16 protein-coding genes are annotated in these 17,249 nt (G+C 44.9%); all 16 read left to right on the top strand.

The window, feature by feature from the left end; genetic code table 11:
* Positions 1–329 precede the first annotated feature (329 nt).
* The 16 genes from IGJ15_RS14365 to IGJ15_RS14290 all read left to right on the top strand — a co-directional run bounded on the left by IGJ15_RS14365 (position 330) and on the right by IGJ15_RS14290 (position 16,978).
* Complete coding sequence (locus IGJ15_RS14365; RefSeq protein WP_005227159.1) at positions 330–1,127, top strand: formate/nitrite transporter family protein; 798 nt, start codon at positions 330–332, stop codon at positions 1,125–1,127.
* 217 nt (positions 1,128–1,344) lie between these two features.
* Complete coding sequence (locus IGJ15_RS14360; protein WP_005227160.1) at positions 1,345–2,121, top strand: Cof-type HAD-IIB family hydrolase; 777 nt, start codon at positions 1,345–1,347, stop codon at positions 2,119–2,121.
* 118 nt (positions 2,122–2,239) lie between these two features.
* Entirely contained in the window at positions 2,240–2,662 is a 423-nt protein-coding gene (locus tag IGJ15_RS14355) for a methylglyoxal synthase (protein WP_008376307.1), read from the top strand.
* Positions 2,663–2,699: 37 nt separating this feature from the next.
* Positions 2,700–3,935 (top strand): peptidase T, encoded by a 1,236-nt coding sequence (gene pepT, locus IGJ15_RS14350; RefSeq protein ID WP_005227162.1) that lies wholly within the window; start codon positions 2,700–2,702, stop codon positions 3,933–3,935.
* Positions 3,936–4,085: 150 nt separating this feature from the next.
* Positions 4,086–4,883, top strand: coding sequence for a TIGR00282 family metallophosphoesterase (locus IGJ15_RS14345; RefSeq protein ID WP_010748642.1), 798 nt, complete (start codon positions 4,086–4,088; stop codon positions 4,881–4,883).
* 7 nt (positions 4,884–4,890) lie between these two features.
* On the top strand, positions 4,891–5,280 hold the full coding sequence (locus IGJ15_RS14340) for a YlbF family regulator (protein ID WP_010748643.1): 390 nt from the start codon (positions 4,891–4,893) through the stop codon (positions 5,278–5,280).
* Entirely contained in the window at positions 5,264–7,816 is a 2,553-nt protein-coding gene (mutS, locus tag IGJ15_RS14335; protein WP_010748644.1) for a DNA mismatch repair protein MutS, read from the top strand. Before IGJ15_RS14340 ends, mutS begins: the two co-directional genes overlap by 17 nt.
* Before the next feature lie 15 nt (positions 7,817–7,831).
* Entirely contained in the window at positions 7,832–9,940 is a 2,109-nt protein-coding gene (mutL, locus tag IGJ15_RS14330) for a DNA mismatch repair endonuclease MutL (RefSeq protein ID WP_010748645.1), read from the top strand.
* Positions 9,937–10,497 carry a Maf family protein gene (locus tag IGJ15_RS14325; RefSeq protein ID WP_010748646.1) on the top strand — a complete coding sequence of 187 codons (561 nt, stop codon included), beginning with the start codon at positions 9,937–9,939 and terminating at the stop codon, positions 10,495–10,497. The genes mutL and IGJ15_RS14325 overlap by 4 nt, the downstream gene beginning before the upstream one ends.
* Positions 10,498–10,499: 2 nt before the next feature.
* A complete protein-coding gene (locus IGJ15_RS14320) occupies positions 10,500–10,898 on the top strand; it encodes a GFA family protein (protein ID WP_010748647.1) in 399 nt (132 codons plus the stop codon).
* An 88-nt stretch (positions 10,899–10,986) separates the two neighbouring features.
* A complete protein-coding gene (gene msrB / locus IGJ15_RS14315) occupies positions 10,987–11,418 on the top strand; it encodes a peptide-methionine (R)-S-oxide reductase MsrB (protein ID WP_008376288.1) in 432 nt (143 codons plus the stop codon).
* A gap of 181 nt (positions 11,419–11,599) precedes the next feature.
* Complete coding sequence (ruvA, locus tag IGJ15_RS14310) at positions 11,600–12,190, top strand: Holliday junction branch migration protein RuvA (RefSeq protein ID WP_005232405.1); 591 nt, start codon at positions 11,600–11,602, stop codon at positions 12,188–12,190.
* A gap of 14 nt (positions 12,191–12,204) precedes the next feature.
* On the top strand, positions 12,205–13,206 hold the full coding sequence (gene ruvB / locus IGJ15_RS14305; RefSeq protein ID WP_010748648.1) for a Holliday junction branch migration DNA helicase RuvB: 1,002 nt from the start codon (positions 12,205–12,207) through the stop codon (positions 13,204–13,206).
* A 351-nt stretch (positions 13,207–13,557) separates the two neighbouring features.
* Entirely contained in the window at positions 13,558–14,469 is a 912-nt protein-coding gene (locus IGJ15_RS14300) for an ABC transporter permease (RefSeq protein WP_005232388.1), read from the top strand.
* Positions 14,470–14,480: 11 nt separating this feature from the next.
* Entirely contained in the window at positions 14,481–15,362 is an 882-nt protein-coding gene (locus IGJ15_RS14295; RefSeq protein ID WP_005227173.1) for a carbohydrate ABC transporter permease, read from the top strand.
* A gap of 14 nt (positions 15,363–15,376) precedes the next feature.
* Positions 15,377–16,978 carry a sugar ABC transporter substrate-binding protein gene (locus tag IGJ15_RS14290; RefSeq protein ID WP_010748650.1) on the top strand — a complete coding sequence of 534 codons (1,602 nt, stop codon included), beginning with the start codon at positions 15,377–15,379 and terminating at the stop codon, positions 16,976–16,978.
* Positions 16,979–17,249 lie beyond the last annotated feature (271 nt).

Below are 17,249 nucleotides of genomic sequence, written 5' to 3'. Positions count from 1 at the left end.
ATCCGTTGAAAAATTCACATTCGTGCAGTTCGTTCTTCAATCTTCACCTTTGCAGCCGCGGTTACGCAATTGCACCCGAGGGGCAACGAACTGGTGACGAGCTGTTATTTTCCTGCTGCATTATTTTACACAAGGAATAGTATACGACAAACTAGGGGCAAAAGTCAAGATGGAGCTGGCTTTGGATTTGATGAAAACAAAGCTTGAAATTTTTCATTAATTACTTATATTTTCAAATATCTCTTTACAAATCAGCATTTCGTCATTAGAATATGGAAGTATTGTGCAAATTATAACGAAGTAAAATTTTTCATAAAAGGAGTAGAAAAATGAATCCAGTATCCCCATTATTTGAGAAGATCGATTCATCCATAGAAAAGAAAATCGATTTGATCAAGAGTAGTTATTTGCGTTACGCTGTACGTGCGATGATGGCTTGTTTATTCTTGACCCTCGGAACAGCTATTGCTTTTGCGATCGCTATGAAAGGTGAATCAATGGTTCACGGGTTAGGAAAAATTTTGTATGCATTTATGTTTAGCTGGTCTTTAGTCATGATTCTTTATATGAACGCAGAATTAGGAACATCGAATATGTTGTATATGACTGTTGGGGTTTACCGTAAACGTCTAAGTATTCCTTTGGCATTGAAAATTTTGCTTACGTGTGTCTTATTCAACTTGATCGGCGGGGTGATCTTCGGCTCGATCGTTGCGCTAACCGGACCTTTTCAAGGGCTGACCGCAGACAACTTTATGCTGACCTCGATCACTGCAAAATTAGAAAAATCCACTATCCAAATTTTAGTGGAAGCGATGTTCGCTAATATCGTGGTAAACACAGCCGTGTTGGTAAGCATGCGGATGAAAGACGATGCTGGAAAAGTCGCAGCAATCATTTTCATCATCTTCATCTTTGCTTTCTTAGGCTTCGAACACGTCATCGCTAACTTCCCAGCGTTTACCTTAGCTTTCTGGGCTTCAGGGGGACACTTGGCAGGCATGACTGTCGGCAGTGTGATCCATAATTTAGTTTTTGCCTTTATTGGTAACTATATCGGCGGTGGCTTGGTCATGGGACTTGGCTATGCATGGTTGAACAACTCAAAATCGACCTATGTCGACTAATCAGAACCTACAAAAAGAAGCAGCGATGCTTCTTTTTTTCTTTTCTCTAACATTTCTCTAGGAAGAAGCTATCATCCCTTAACGGAGCGTTGAAATCAGCGGTCATTTGTGTTAAGAATAAGTATGTACGGTTTTTCTTGCTGTTTTTTGTAAAAATGACCGCAACCAAGACCAAAATCTTAGTTACTTCTTAATAGAAAGCGAGCCTTAACCTTTTATGAATCGGAAATTCTTTGCCTTTGATATTGATGGAACCTTGCTTGACTCGAACAAACAGCCACTAGACAGTACGCTAAAAGCCCTTGACCTTCTGCGAGATGCTGGCCATTTCGTGACCGTTGCCACTGGGCGCAGTCGTTTTCACGCCCAAGACATTATTCGTTCATTGTCCTTTGATAATTACATTTTATGTAATGGGGCAGCCGCCTTTCTTTCGCATCAGCAGGTGTATAAAAATTTGCTCGATGAAACGCAATTGGCTGCTTTCGTGGCAGAAGCCCAAGAGCTTGGGATCGATACGGCCTTTGTCGGGATGGATACAGCGAAACGAGCGTCTTCGTTGGATATTGCTAAAATGGAAGCAGCGATGCATTCCTTTGGTGCCCAACTTCCTGAGCTGGACATGGACTTTCCTGAAGAAAAAGAAGTCTATCAAGCATTGGCTTTTTACGGAAAAGAGTATGAGCATTTTTTTGACGAGAAATACAGCAAACTGCGTTTTGTACGTTGGCATGAAAACAGTGTGGATGTCGTTCCAAAAGAAGGCTCCAAAGCAGCAACGATCTTGTGTGTCGCAGAACAATTAGGGATAGCACAAGAAGATGTGATCTGTTTTGGTGATGGCCAAAACGATCGTGAAATGCTGACTGCCGCAGGTGTCGGTGTGGCAATGGGCAATGCGGTCCCTGAGATCCAACAAGTCGCAGATATGGTGACCGCTAGCAATGATGAAGATGGCATCTGGTTAGCCTTGAAAGAATTACAACTGATTTAAAAAGGAATCCTTTAGACATAGCACAGTCGATTTGCGGCATCTGTGCTATGTTTTTTTGTTTTTTCTCGGTCGCAAAGAAAATAAATTGGTACAATAGAAAAAAGGGGGAATGCAGCAAATGAAAATCGCATTGATTGCTCATGATCGAAAAAAGGATGTAATGGTAAAATTAGTGACTGCCTATCGAGAAATTTTAGCGCAGCATGAACTTTTCGCAACAGGAACTACGGGGAAGAGGATCGAAGAAGCAACCCAGTTGCCTGTCCACCGCTACAAATCAGGGCCGCTGGGAGGAGACCAGCAAATTGGCGCCATGATTTCGCAAGATGACTTGGACATGGTGATCTTTTTGCGCGATCCTTTAGCCGCACAACCCCATGAACCAGATGTAACGGCATTGATTCGCTTGTCAGACGTGTACGAGATTCCTTTAGCCACCAATATGGGAACGGCAGAGATCTTGCTGCGCGGCTTAGCAGCTGGCTTTGCTGATTTTCGACAAGTGATCCACGAAACGGACAATCGTCCCCTGTCGTTATAAAGATAGTAGAAGAATTGAAGAAAAAGGACGTGCAGAATTGAAAGCAATCTTAAAGGATTTTTTGACCTATGCAAAAATGAATACTCGCTCGGATGCCACGAGTCAGACCATCCCAACGACGCAGGGACAAGTTGAGTTGGCTCTTTTATTGAAAGATCAGTTGATCGAGATGGGATTAGCGGATGTTGCTTACTATGAAAAGAATAGTTTTGTGATCGGACGTCTACCTGGTAATCCTGAAAAAACGGCGATCGGCTTTATTGCCCATGTAGATACGGCAGATTTCGAAGCTGAAAATATTCAACCGCAGATCCATGAAAATTACGATGGCAAGGATGTTTGTTTAAATAAAGAAAAAGCCATTTATATGACAACTGCTGAATTTCCTAATCTCAAAGACTATGTCGGCGAAACGTTGATCACAACGGATGGAACGACCCTGCTGGGTGCAGATGATAAAGCTGGTATCGCAGAGATCATTGATGCGCTGCGGATCTTACAAACGATGGATGCGCATAAGCGTGGCGATGTCTGGGTCGCTTTTGGTCCGGACGAAGAGATCGGGACTGGCGCTGATCGCTTTGATGCGGCGGATTTTCCAGTAGCATTTGCTTACACGATGGACAGTGGTCGCGTGGGCCATATGGAGTATGAAACTTTTAATGCGGCTCGTATCGATATAACGATCGACGGTACGAGTGTGCATCCTGGGACTGCCTATGGTCGTTTGGTCAACGCCTTGAAAATCGCGCATCAAATCGATGATGCCTTACCAGCAGAGGAAGTTCCTGAACGCACCCGCGGGTATGAAGGCTTCTACCTGCTGCACAATTTGACGGGACATATTGGTCGAGCAGAAGTTTCTTATATCATTCGTGATCACGATCATACGCTTTTTGAACAGCGAAAAGCCAACATCGTGGGGATCATTGATGAACTGAACACAGCCTATGGGCAAGAACGTATCACCTATACGCTGTATGATCAATATTACAATATGGGGGATTTGATCAAGAAAGATCCCCGCAGTATCGAAGCTGCCCGAGCAGGGATGCAAGCGATTGGCGTGACGCCGATCGAAGCACCGTTTCGTGGCGGGACCGATGGCTCGAAAATCACCTATAAAGGGATCCCAACACCGAACTTATTTGTCGGCGGTGAAAACTTCCATGGCCAGTATGAATTTATTACCGTGGAAGCGATGGAAAAAGCCCGTGATTTGATCGTGGCGATCGTAGAACATGTAGGACAAGAGGACACCACTGTTTCCTAAGAGAATTAAGCGACACGCTAGACTGATGCGAAAGAGTCTAGCGTGTTTTTTTGTTCTGCTGCAGGGAAGAACCGCAAGTGAAAGAACCTTTTTTTTCTGGACCAAAACCCTTATAATAGAAAAGAAGCTAAAAGAGAAGAGGAAAAATGTGTGCGGGTATTATTCATTGGAGATGTAGTTGGTTCATTAGGAAGAGAAACGATCACGGAGTACCTTCCAAAATTAAAAAAGGCGTATCGGCCACAGGTGACGATCGCAAACGGCGAGAATGCGGCGGCGGGTCGTGGGATCACTGGTAAAATCTATAAGAAATTTTTGCAAGATGGTGTCGATGTCGTGACACTAGGCAATCATACATGGGACAACCGTGACATTTTTGAATTTATTGGCGATGCGAAGAAAATGATTCGTCCAGCCAATTTTCCAGAGGGAACACCGGGCGTCGGCATGGTATTTGTGAAAGTCAACACCATTGAATTAGCGGTAATCAACATGCAAGCTCGCTCGTTCATGGTAGACCTTGATGATCCGTTTCGCAAAATGGATGAACTGGTTGCGATTGCCCGCAAACGCACACCGTTTATCTTTGTGGATTTTCATGGGGAGACCACCAGCGAAAAACAAGCGATGGGCTGGTATTTGGATGGCCGTGTTTCGGCAGTCGTCGGCACGCATACCCACGTCCAGACCAATGATGCGCGGATTTTGCCCCAAGGAACGGCTTATTTGTCAGATGTCGGCATGACTGGTCCTTATGATGGGATCTTGGGGATGAAACGCGAACCAGTCATTGAAAAATTTTTGACGGCGTTGCCGCAACGGTTTGAAGTGATTGAAAAAGGCCGCAGTATTTTGTCGGCTTGCTTGCTTGAGATTGATGAAGCCACTGGTAAAGCAAAATCGATCCGTCCGATCCAAATCAGTGAAGATCGCCCGTTTACAGAATAGGAGAAGCATGGAAGAGCAATTAGCCAAGGAACCACACGTTGCCCAAGAGCTGGCTGCTTTGCAAAGGCTCTTGTCTGATCATCCGATCGTTCAAGAATTTCAAGAAATTCAAGCACGAGCCTTGCAAAACCAAGGGCTATTGGAGCTGGAAGAAGCGTTGAAGCAAGCGCAAAAAGAAATCGTTCAATTTGAGCATTATGAGAAACCCGAAGCAAAAAAAGCTGCCGAGCAGCGTTATGCGTCATTGACAAACGAATACGAGCAGCATCCTTTAGTGGTTGCTTATCGCCAAGCGTTACTGCAAGCAGATGAATTGCTGCAATATGTCACGACGGAGATCCAAAAGAAAATGAATAAAGCCATCGAGGAGGATGAAACCAATGCCTCAAAAAACTAAAAATACCCCGATGATGGAACAGTATTTAAGCATCAAGGCTCAGTACCAAGATGCTTTTTTATTCTATCGTTTAGGGGATTTCTATGAATTATTTAATGAGGATGCTGTCAAGGCAGCACAAATTTTAGAACTGACGTTAACCAGCCGCAACAAAAATGCGGAGGAACCGATCCCTATGTGTGGGGTGCCTTACCACGCTGCCAGCAATTACATCGACACCTTGATCGAGCAAGGCTACAAAGTAGCGATTTGTGAGCAAGTGGAAGATCCAAAAACCACCAAAGGAATGGTCAAACGCGAAGTCGTTCAACTGATCACGCCGGGAACGGTGATGGACAGCAAAGGCCTATCCGCCAAAGAAAACAACTTTTTGACAGCTGTTTTGCAGCAAGGGGAGCGTTTTGGCTTTGCCTATGTCGATCTAAGTACCGGTGAATTAAAAGCAGCGCAATTGGAAGATGAAGAAGCTGTCGTCAATGAGGCCGCCGCTCTGCAAACGAAAGAAGTCGTTTTGTGCAGCGAGATCCCTGAGTCATTGCAAACAACACTGACCAATCGCTTGAATGTCGTGTTTTCTAAGCAAGAAACGTTGGAAGAAAATGCCGAATTTCAATTTTTAACAGAACCTCTCTCCCAAGAGTTAGAAAAAGTAGTCACAGGGAAGTTGCTAAGTTATTTGGCGATCACCCAAAAACGCAGTTTAGCGCATATTCAACAAGCCGTGGAATATCAGCCCGATCATGCCTTGAAAATGGATCATTATTCCAAATTCAACTTAGAATTGACGCAGTCGATTCGAACTGGCAAAAAACAAGGGACTCTTTTGTGGTTGTTGGACGAGACAAAAACCGCAATGGGTGGCCGTTTGTTAAAGCAATGGTTAGACCGTCCCTTGATCCAGCCAAAGAAAATCACTGCCCGCCAAGAAATGGTCCAATCGTTACTGGACAGTTTCTTTGAGCGAGCAGATCTGCAAGAAGCGTTGACGAAAGTCTATGACATGGAACGCTTAGTCGGACGGGTCGCCTTCGGAAATGTCAATGGCCGCGATTTGCTGCAGTTGAAATCTTCTTTGGAGCAAGTGCCTCTGATCGCGCAATTGCTGCAAGGCATCAACCGTGGCGAGTGGAATGACTTGCTGCTGGAATTAACGCCCTTAGATGATTTGGTTGCACTGATCGAAGCTGCGATCGATGAAGATGCCCCGTTACAGATCACGGAAGGCAACATCATCAAAGACGGGTTCCATCAACAATTAGATGAATACCGTACAGCGATGCGTAACGGCAAGCAATGGCTGGCGGAATTAGAAGCCAACGAACGCCAAGCGACGGGAGTCAAAAACCTGAAAGTTGGGTTCAACCGCGTCTTTGGCTATTACATTGAGATCACGAAAGCCAATCTAGTGAATTTAGATACCTCTCGCTACGAGCGCAAGCAAACGTTAGCCAATGCGGAACGGTTTATTTCCCCCGAGTTGAAAAAACTGGAGACTTTGATTTTAGAAGCCGAAGAGAAATCGGTGGATTTGGAATACCGCCTGTTTCTTGACGTCCGTGAAGAAGTGAAAAAGAGTATCACCCGTCTGCAAAAGTTAGCCAAAGCCGTCAGTGCGGTCGATGTCTTACAAAGTTTCGCCACAGTTTCGGAACGCTACCAATACGTGCGGCCGACAGTAGCGAAAAAACGAGCGGTATCGATCATCGACGGCCGTCATCCTGTAGTGGAAAAAGTCCTTGGTCACCAAGAGTACATTCCGAATAGTATCGTGATGGATGAAGAAACAGAGATCTTGTTGATCACAGGACCAAATATGTCTGGGAAAAGTACGTACATGCGGCAGTTTGCCTTGCTAGTCATTATGGCGCAGATCGGCTGTTTCGTACCCGCACAATCTGCAGAGATGCCGATTTTTGATCGGATCTTTACTCGCATCGGTGCCAGCGATGACCTGATCGCCGGTCAAAGCACGTTTATGGTGGAGATGATGGAAGCCAACCAAGCGCTGCGTCATGCAACGCCTAACAGCTTGATTTTGTTTGATGAGTTAGGGCGTGGGACTGCGACCTATGATGGCATGGCATTGGCACAAGCTATCATTGAATATATCCACAAAGAAGTTCATGCCAAAACACTTTTCTCCACCCATTATCATGAGCTGACGGTGTTAGATGAGGAATTGGCGCACTTGCGCAATGTCCATGTTGGTGCCGTTGAAAAAGAAGGCGAAGTCGTCTTCTTGCATAAGATGATGGAAGGGCCCGCAGATAAAAGCTATGGGATCCATGTAGCCAAAATCGCTGGACTGCCAAGTGCACTCTTACAGCGCGCAGCCACGATCTTAAAAGCGCTGGAAGAACATGAACCGACGGTACAGCCAAAACCCGTCGTCGAAGAAAGTCAGCAGTTGTCGTTGTTTAGTGAAGTATCTACGGAAGAAATCGGCGTCATCGATCAGTTGAAGAAATTGAATCTGTTGGAAATGACCCCGATGGACGCTCTGAATACATTGTACGAGCTGCAAAAACGAATTTAGAAAGAAGGTCAGCAGATGGGAAAGATCCAAGAGTTATCCGAACGTCTGGCGAACCAAATCGCGGCAGGAGAAGTCGTTGAGCGACCGGCTTCTGTCGTCAAAGAATTAGTTGAAAACGCCGTGGATGCCGGCAGTACCCAAATCGATATTTTTATTGAAGAAGCGGGCTTGCGTAAAATCCAAGTCATCGATAATGGCGAAGGAATTGCAGAAGAGGATGTCTTGACTGCCTTTAAACGCCACGCCACCAGCAAAATCCACAATCGGGATGACTTGTTTCGAATACGTACCCTCGGGTTTCGCGGGGAGGCTTTGCCTAGTATCGCTTCGGTTTCGATCCTCTCGATTGAAACGGCAGTCAAAGGCGCCCAACAAGGCTCCTTTGTGCGCTTAAAAGGCGGCGCTGTTGAAGAGCATCTGCCTGCCAACTTGCGGCAAGGAACCAAGATCACTGTGGAAAACCTCTTTTACAATACACCGGCACGTTTGAAATATGTCAAGACGCTGCAAACGGAACTAGCGAACATCGGCGATATCGTCAATCGGATCGCCCTGAGCCACCCAGAAGTGGCTTTTCGTCTCGTTCATGAAGGCAATAAGATGTTGAGCACCACTGGAAGTGGGCAGTTAAAACAAACCATCGCAGGGATCTACGGGGTGGAAACCGCCAAAAAAATGATCGCGATCGATACTGAGGACCTCGACTTTAAAGTCACTGGCTTTGTGTCACTGCCAGAAGTCACCCGAGCCAGCCGCAACTATTTATCCACGATCATCAATGGTCGTTATATTCGCAATTTTGCTTTGAATAAAGCGATCGTTGCTGGTTACGGATCAAAATTGATGGTCGGTCGTTTTCCATTAGCTGTCCTTGAAATCAAAATGGACCCCTTATTAGTCGATGTCAACGTTCATCCGACTAAGCAAGAAGTTCGTTTGTCAAAAGAAGAAGAACTGACCAAGCTAATCAGTAAAGCCATCAATGAGGCGCTGCGGGAAATCAATTTGATTCCTAACGCCGCTGACAATCTGCGTTTCAAGAAAAAAGTGGCCGATCAGCCAAAAGCCCAGCAGCTTGGCTTGGAACTGGAGTCAGCAGGAAATTCGACTTCTGGGTTGTCTTATAATCGCGAAACAGGGAAATTTGAGGTGCAGGGCAACACTTATCAACAGACTGTGGATAACTCTGTGGAAAAACCTGTGGAGGAAGGTGGAAAACTTCCAGAAATGCCACAGGAATCTAGCGACAACCTGTTGGAAGAAACCGAGGAAACCTTTCGCAGTTTGGAAGAGACGCTGCCAAATAAGCCTGTCCGAAAACCATTTGTGGAAGGCCAGACGGAAACAAAAGCGTCGCTGCCAGAAGCGCCAGTCTTTCTCCCAGATGAGACGCCAGAGCTTACGGCGCAGGATCTGCAAAGTCAAGCGACTCTGCATCCTGAAATGCATGGGGATGACCGCAACTACCTAAAAACGGTCGAACGGTTGCTGGAAGAAGAACCAGCGAAGGAGCGTTTTCCCCAATTGGATTATTTTGGGCAGATGCATGGGACCTATTTGTTTGCCCAAAGCGAGGCGGGGCTATATATCGTCGACCAGCATGCGGCGCAAGAACGAATCAAATACGAGTATTACCGCGAAAAAATCGGCGAAGTGACCAATGACCTGCAAGAATTGTTGGTGCCGATCGTTTTGGATTATCCCAACAGCGATGCACTGCAATTACAAGAACAAAGCGACAAGCTGGCAGAAGTCGGGATCCATCTGGAATCTTTTGGGACCAATAGTTTCATCGTCCGAGCGCACCCGACTTGGTACCCTAGCGGTGAAGAAGAAGCCATCATCCGCGAAATGATCGATATGTTATTGACGACAGGAAGTGTCAGTGTCAAAAAGTTTCGTGAAGCAACCGCGATCATGATGAGCTGCAAACGATCCATCAAAGCCAATCACTATTTGAATGAAGCACAAGCTAGGATCTTGTTGCAAGATTTAGCGAAATGCGAGAATCCCTTCAACTGTCCCCATGGTCGTCCGGTGCTGATCCATTTCACCAACAGCGACATGGAGCGGATGTTCAAACGGATTCAAGATCCTCATCGAGCAAGGAGTGGCATGGAATGATTATTTTGGCTTCACAGTCGCCGCGGCGCAAAGAATTACTAGCAGAGTTAGTCTCGGAATTTGCGGTCATACCAGCAGATATCGACGAGTCGGTCCGACCAAACGAAGCTGCGATCCCTTATGTCCAACGGATGGCAGCAAAAAAAGCGGCGGCTATTGCGCAAACCTATCCTGAAGATCTGGTGATCGCGAGCGACACGACGGTCGTGGTGGGTGAAGAAATCTTAGGAAAGCCAGTCGACCGTAAAGATGCTCTGTCGATGTTGCGAAAAATGAGCGGACGTACCCATTGGGTGCATACCGCCGTCGTTTTGCAAAAAGGCAAACAGCAACGCCAAGCAGTGGTTTCGACGGAAGTTGTGTTTCGTCCTTTGACGGATCAAGAGATCGACAAGTATCTTGCCTTAGATGAGTACCAAGACAAAGCGGGCGCCTATGGGATCCAAGGGGCAGCCAAAATATTTGTCTCATCGATAAACGGCGATTTTTATACGATCGTAGGATTTCCTGTCGCTACGGTCTATCAGTTGTTGCAAGAGTTTACGGAGGAGGAATAAGGATGGATGTTTCTGGTAGTTGTCTTTGCGGCAAAGTCACGATCAACTTGACGGGAGTTGCGAAAGAAATCACGGTTTGTCATTGTAGTCTCTGTCAAAAATTTCACGGCGGACCGATGTTTGCTCTTGCGCCATGCGCTGAGGACCAGATGACTCTTCAAGGAGCGAAGTGGCTGCGACGTTACGATTCTTCTGAGTGGGCACAGCGAGGATTTTGCAGTCAATGCGGCTCGAGCCTGTTCTTTTACCTCAAAGAAGCACACACCTATTTTTTTGCGGCTGGGTTGTTTGGCAACATGCCAGAAGCTGTCTTAAGCGAAGAAATCTATACAAAAGATCAACCGCATTTCTACCATTTTGCGGAACCAACGACTCGTTGGCAAAAGCTACAAAACCCTTAAACAATTTGAGCAAGTCATTTTACATTCGCTAAGAAAAAAGGCATGATAGAGCATACAGGATGAGTCTAGAGGAAAAGCAGGTGAAAAAATGACAGATAAAAAAGAATTAAAAGAAAAATTGTCGCCAATCGAATATGCGGTGACCCAAGAAAATGCAACCGAACGCCCCTTTACTGGCGAGTATGATGATTTTTATGAAAAAGGGATCTATGTTGATATCGTCAACGGAGAACCATTGTTTGCTTCTACTGATAAATATGACGCAGGTTGTGGCTGGCCGTCCTTTTCGAAACCGATCAGTCGCCAAGATATTCAAGAAAAAGCCGATTTTTCTCACGGCATGCATCGGGTAGAAGTCCGCAGTAAAGAAGCTGACTCTCATTTAGGACATGTTTTTTCAGACGGTCCTCAGGACAAAGGCGGTTTGCGCTATTGTATCAACTCGGCAGCATTGAAGTTCATCCCTTTAGCAGAAATGGATGAAAAAGGCTATGGCGAATTCAAATCACTCGTTGAGTAAGTATTAGGAACTGTGTGCGAAAAAAAGACGCAGCAGCATGTCTCGTTTGAAAAAATGCGACTGAAACAACGGTTTTTCCTCCGTTTGTTTCCTGCTAAGCCTTTTCCTTCGTTCACAGTCCTTTTTTTGCCCTCTCGTCTGTGCTACAATAAAGGGAACATATGTACAGAAAGGAAAGCACATGTACGAATATATCATAGGAAAAGTAACGGATATCTTTCCGGCGTATATCGTCGTTGAGACCCATGGCATCGGCTATCAGATCGCTTTTGGCAATCCGTATTCATTTAGCGGCAAGTTGAACCAAGAAGTAAAAATCTATCTGCACCAAGTGATTCGTGAAGATGCTCATAGTCTCTACGGCTTTGCCACGATCGAAGGCAAGCAGTTGTTTTTAAAATTGATCAGTGTCTCAGGTATTGGACCAAAGAGTGCGTTAGCAATCATGGCCAATGAAGACCATACAGGGTTGATCACGGCAGTCGAAAATGGGGACGTCAATTATTTGACTAAGTTCCCAGGTGTCGGTAAAAAGACGGCGCAGCAAATGATCCTAGACTTGAAAGGCAAAGTGGCTGAACTGGTTGGAGAAGAAGCGATCGTTCCTCTAAGCGTAGCAACGACTGCTTTAGATGAAGCAATGGAAGCCTTGAAAGCATTGGGTTATAGCGAAAAAGAAGTCAAGAAAGCCGAAAAACAATTAGCGGCGAATACCACAAAATCGACGGATGAGTACTTGCGGGAAGCTCTCCGATTGATGATGAAAAAGTAAGGAGCAAGTAGACGATGGATGAACGAATTGTTTCGCCAGAAAGCACTGAACAAGAAGAGATCATCGAAAAATCCTTGCGTCCGCAAACCCTTGCCCAATATATCGGACAAGACAAAGTCAAGCAGGAGCTTTCGATTTATATCCAAGCGGCGAAAAATCGAGAAGAAGCGTTGGATCATGTCCTCTTATATGGTCCGCCAGGCTTAGGGAAAACAACGATGGCAATGGTGATCGCCAACGAGATGCAGGTCCAAATCAAGACGACCAGCGGTCCTGCGATCGAAAAACCAGGGGATTTGATTGCGATCTTGAATGAGCTACAGCCAGGGGATGTTCTGTTTATCGATGAGATCCATCGCTTGCCTCGTGTCGCCGAAGAAATGCTTTATTCGGCAATGGAAGATTTTTATGTAGATATCATGGTGGGGCAAGGGACAACGGCTCACCCGGTTCATTTTCCACTCCCGCCATTTACCTTAGTCGGCGCAACGACGCGGGCGGGGATGCTCTCGGCGCCGCTACGGGATCGCTTCGGGATCATTTCTCATATGCAATATTATGAAGACCATGATTTAAAAGAGATCGTGCAGCGGACTGCGTCGATTTTTGAAACGGATATCGTGGAAGAAGGGGCGATCGAAATCGCCCGCCGATCCCGAGGCACTCCACGGATCGCCAACCGGTTGCTTAAACGAGTTCGCGATTATGCGCAAGTGCAAGCGGATGGCTTGATCGATCGCGCCGTTGCTGATCAGGCATTGGCGCTTTTGGCAGTCGATCATGCTGGCTTGGATTATATCGATCAGAAATTGATCCGCACGATGATCGAATTGTATCAAGGCGGCCCGGTGGGATTAAGTACGATCGCTGTCAATATCGGGGAAGAAACCGAAACAGTGGAAGATATGTACGAACCGTTTTTGATCCAAAAAGGATTTTTGAAACGCACCTCGCGTGGGCGGATCGCAACGCCGTTAGCCTATGACCATTTTGGCTATCCGCAAAGAAGTGAATAGAACGAAGCAGCAATCAACGATAATTGCTGCTTTTTTGTGCTTTTGGTGAAACGTTTCTTTTTATTTTTTAATGATTTCTGAGAATCAATCGATGTTGAAAAAATACAGCGTTTGTGAAATTTGATTAGAAGGAAATATTTTGAAAAAGGATTTCTTCTGAAAAAGCTGTTATGAAAGCTTTTTATTTGTGAGGAACCCAACAAAATTTGTGAAAAAAGAAAAGCTGAAAAAAATAATTGGAAAGGCTTGCATTTTCGGTTGGCAGCGGATATAATCTTTTTGTAGAAACGTTTCACCAAAATGTGGAGATATAGGTAGTGTTGCGAGGATAGAAAGAAGGAGATTTTGTGTATGAGTAAACTGCAAAAGTTTTATAGTCAACGGCAGCTTCACTGGATGGTTTTTCCCGGCGTGGCATTTATGATCGTATTTAATTATATTCCGATCTACGGAATTATAATCGCTTTCAAAAACTATACGGTGATTGACACGATTTCATCAGCACCATGGGTCGGGTTAGAGAATTTCCGTATCATTATGAATGACAGTTTTTTCTGGGAAGCGGTTAGAAATACGTTAGCCATCAGCTTATTGAAATTAGGTTTAGGTTTTGCGATCCCGATTGTGTTAGCCATTATGATTTTTGAAATGCAAGATGGCCGCTTGAAGAAATTTATTCAAACGGTTTCATACATTCCCCATTTTTTCTCATGGATCGTGCTAGGTGGGATGATGATTTCTTGGCTGTCAACGAACGGCTTTATCAACCAAGTGCTGATGTCCGTAGGATTGATGGACAAAGGGGTCAATCATCTGTTGGATCCAAGCAAATATTGGTGGATCGCGGTCCTTTCTGATCTATGGAAAGAAGTCGGCTGGGGAACGATCCTTTACTTGGCAGGTATGTCGCGGATCGATCCAACGTTTTATGAAGCCGCACGAATCGATGGTGCCAGCAAGCTAAGACAGATTCGTTCGATCACATTGCCATTACTGACACCGATCATCTCCTTAAACTTGATTCTGAATGTGAGCGGTATCTTAGGGTCAAACCTAGATCAAACATTAGTTTTAATGAATTCACAGAACCAAAACCGTTCAGAAGTCATCAACTCCTTCGTTTATAAAATGGGGTTGACGCAAGGTGATTTCTCTTATGCAACTGCTGTCGGCTTGGGGATCGCGGTCATTTCCGTCATCTTATTGGTGATCACGGATCGAGTGACCCGCAAGTTGAACAACGGCAATTCAGTTATCTTATAGGAGGAAAAAACATGATCAAAAGAAAAGCAAAAGAAAACACGTGGTTTTACTTCTTCAATACCGTGATCTTGATTTTATTCTCATTGATGATCATCGTACCGATTTGGAATATCTTGGTTTCCTCCGTGTCTTCTAGTTCTGGATTAGCGGGCAACGGCCTCGTGTTATGGCCCAAAGGCTTTACCTGGGAAAACTATCGGAAAGTTTTTTCCGACGCAAGTATCCCCCGTGCCTTCTTGATCTCAGTGTTAAAAACGGTTCTTGGGGCTGCGACCCATACCTTGTTTTGTGCGATCGTGGCTTACGGATTGAGTAAATCACGCTTGGTCGGCCGCAACATCTATACAACGATGGGGGTCATCACCATGTACTTCAGTGGTGGGATGATTCCAACATACTTGCTGATTCGCTCGCTAGGATTACTGGATTCTTTCTGGGTCTACATTATTCCAGCCTTGTTCAGCTACTATGATGTCGTAATTTTAATGAACTTTTTCCGTGAGATTCCGCCTTCACTCGAAGAATCTGCGAAGATCGACGGTGCAAGTGAATTCCAAATCTTCTATAAAATCTTCTTACCATTAACGAAACCGGCCTTGGCAACCATCATCTTGTTCAACGGGGTTGGCCAATGGAACGATTTTATGACGACAAAACTGTATATCACAAAAGAGTATCTCTATCCGCTGCAAATGAAGATTTATGAAATCATCGTCCAATCCAACTTGAGTACGATGACTGAAAGCGGTAGTACCGACTTTATCGTCCAAGCAACGACCCGTGGGGTTCAGTTGGCTACGATCGTCATCACGACAGTGCCAATTTTAATTATATATCCATTGCTTCAAAAACACTTTATCGGCGGTATGATGGCCGGTGCAGTAAAAGAATAGAAAGAGGGATAGACATGAAAAAAGTAGTAGGCGGTTTATTGGCAGCATCAGCATTACTCAGCTTAGCAGCATGTGGCGGCAGCTCAGACAATGCCAGCAGTTCGGATTTTTCTATCAAAGATCGGTATGAGTTAGATGAAAAGACACCAGCATGGAAACTCGATACCAAAGAAGAACCAACCAAGATCACATGGTACATCAATTCAGACTGGACAGCTTTGCCATTTGGTGAAGATGTGACGACAGCCCAAATCAAAAAAGATTTGAACATTGATATTGAATTTATTTCAGGGGATGATTCGAAATTAAACGCTTTGATTTCAAGTGGTGATATGCCTGATATCGTGACGTTGATGGATAAAACCAGTCAAGCAGCCACAAAAGCTGATAGCTGGGCATACTCATTGAACGATTTAGCGGAACAATACGATCCGTATTTGATGAATGTCGTGACCGAAGATACCTTCAAATGGTTTGCTTTAGATGATGGCAAAACTTATGGCTATCCAAACTATTCCAACACAGCAGCAGACTACGAAAGCGGCAATATTCCCGTCAACGACAACTTTGTGATCCGTGAAGATGTCTATGAAGCATTAGGCAAACCAGATGTTTCAACTCCAGAAAACTATGTGAAAGTCATGAAAGAAATCAGCGAGAAATTCCCTGATTTGACACCAATGGGCTTCACAACGATCGGCGAAACAGCAGGACCATTCTTAGATAAATTGCAAGATTTCTTAGGTGTTCCATTAGAAGATGAAGATGGTGCGTTCTACGACCGTAATTTAGATGAAGAATATATCTCATGGTTGAAAACCTTCAATCAAGTGTATCGTGACGGCAACATCAGTGATGACAGCTTTACCGATGACGGTCCAACCTATGATGAAAAAGTAAAACAAGGGGACTATGCAACGATCTTAGTCGCAGGAACGAGCGGACAAGGTGGGAACTTCACTGAATTCATGAAAAACTCTGACACACGCTACATCGCAATCGATGGCCCTGCCAGCACGTCTGGTCGTGAAGCAACCTTGAACCAAACAGGAATCTCTGGCTGGTTGATCAACTACATCACAAAAGATGCGGCGGATCCAGCAAAAGTAACCCAACTCTTCACGTACTTGATCGATGAACCAGGACAAATTTTGACAAAATTCGGTGTTGAAGGCGTGACGTATGAATACAACGATGAAGGCAAAATCGATTACTTGCCAGAAATCAAAGAAATGGAACAAACCGACAACGAAGGCTACAACAAAAAATATGGTATCAGCCGTTTCAACTACTTTAATAATGACCGTGTCAATGCAATGAAAGTCAAAACCGAAAATGCGTTGACTCAAATGCAAGAGTGGGGCGAAGGCAAATTGTATCCACACTTTGTGATCGAAAATACGGATCCAGATGCTGGAACTGCTGAAGCACGTTCAAACACAGCCATCAAAACCAAAATCAACAGCACGATCATCTCATTGATCCGTTCAAAAGATGAAGGAACATTTGACAGCACACTAACCGACTTTGAAAGCTTCTTAGATTCAAACAACTGGGATGCAATCAAAGACATTAAAACTGAAAAAATGGCCGAAAACCGCGAACGACTAAAATAACCCCCATAGGAGAGGAAAGGAAGCCAAAAAAAAGACCTTTCCTCTCCTTTGCTTTGAAACACAGGTTTTGCGCGTACTTTGCGCAAAATCTGATGTTTCAAAGTACTAGGCGACTGCAGGGAGCGTAGTGACCGTACAAAGAATCACTGCAATTGGCTCACGTAGTGAGACATGCAAGCTGCAACCTGCAACCCAGAAAACTGTACGTTGAGAAACGACCCAAATTCACAAGAAGGCAAGAAACAAGTTTACGTAGCACCCGCAGCACAAA

Origin of the sequence: Enterococcus sp. AZ079 (genome assembly GCF_050547255.1) — a bacterium.
Classification (GTDB): Bacteria; Bacillota; Bacilli; order Lactobacillales; family Enterococcaceae; genus Enterococcus_D; species Enterococcus_D casseliflavus.
This window is presented reverse-complemented; position numbering and strand designations above follow the sequence as displayed.

What these genes read in the sequence shown, in the direction of transcription:
- IGJ15_RS14320 (WP_010748647.1), top strand. Translation starts at nt 10,500, where the DNA reads ATGGATGTTTCTGGTAGTTGTCTTTGCGGCAAAGTCACGATCAACTTG.
- IGJ15_RS14355 (WP_008376307.1), top strand. Translation starts at nt 2,240, where the DNA reads ATGAAAATCGCATTGATTGCTCATGATCGAAAAAAGGATGTAATGGTA.
- msrB (WP_008376288.1), top strand. Translation starts at nt 10,987, where the DNA reads ATGACAGATAAAAAAGAATTAAAAGAAAAATTGTCGCCAATCGAATAT.
- ruvB (WP_010748648.1), top strand. Translation starts at nt 12,205, where the DNA reads ATGGATGAACGAATTGTTTCGCCAGAAAGCACTGAACAAGAAGAGATC.
- IGJ15_RS14300 (WP_005232388.1), top strand. Translation starts at nt 13,558, where the DNA reads ATGAGTAAACTGCAAAAGTTTTATAGTCAACGGCAGCTTCACTGGATG.
- mutS (WP_010748644.1), top strand. Translation starts at nt 5,264, where the DNA reads ATGCCTCAAAAAACTAAAAATACCCCGATGATGGAACAGTATTTAAGC.
- IGJ15_RS14340 (WP_010748643.1), top strand. Translation starts at nt 4,891, where the DNA reads ATGGAAGAGCAATTAGCCAAGGAACCACACGTTGCCCAAGAGCTGGCT.
- IGJ15_RS14325 (WP_010748646.1), top strand. Translation starts at nt 9,937, where the DNA reads ATGATTATTTTGGCTTCACAGTCGCCGCGGCGCAAAGAATTACTAGCA.
- mutL (WP_010748645.1), top strand. Translation starts at nt 7,832, where the DNA reads ATGGGAAAGATCCAAGAGTTATCCGAACGTCTGGCGAACCAAATCGCG.
- IGJ15_RS14360 (WP_005227160.1), top strand. Translation starts at nt 1,345, where the DNA reads ATGAATCGGAAATTCTTTGCCTTTGATATTGATGGAACCTTGCTTGAC.
- IGJ15_RS14295 (WP_005227173.1), top strand. Translation starts at nt 14,481, where the DNA reads ATGATCAAAAGAAAAGCAAAAGAAAACACGTGGTTTTACTTCTTCAAT.
- IGJ15_RS14290 (WP_010748650.1), top strand. Translation starts at nt 15,377, where the DNA reads ATGAAAAAAGTAGTAGGCGGTTTATTGGCAGCATCAGCATTACTCAGC.
- IGJ15_RS14365 (WP_005227159.1), top strand. Translation starts at nt 330, where the DNA reads ATGAATCCAGTATCCCCATTATTTGAGAAGATCGATTCATCCATAGAA.
- ruvA (WP_005232405.1), top strand. Translation starts at nt 11,600, where the DNA reads ATGTACGAATATATCATAGGAAAAGTAACGGATATCTTTCCGGCGTAT.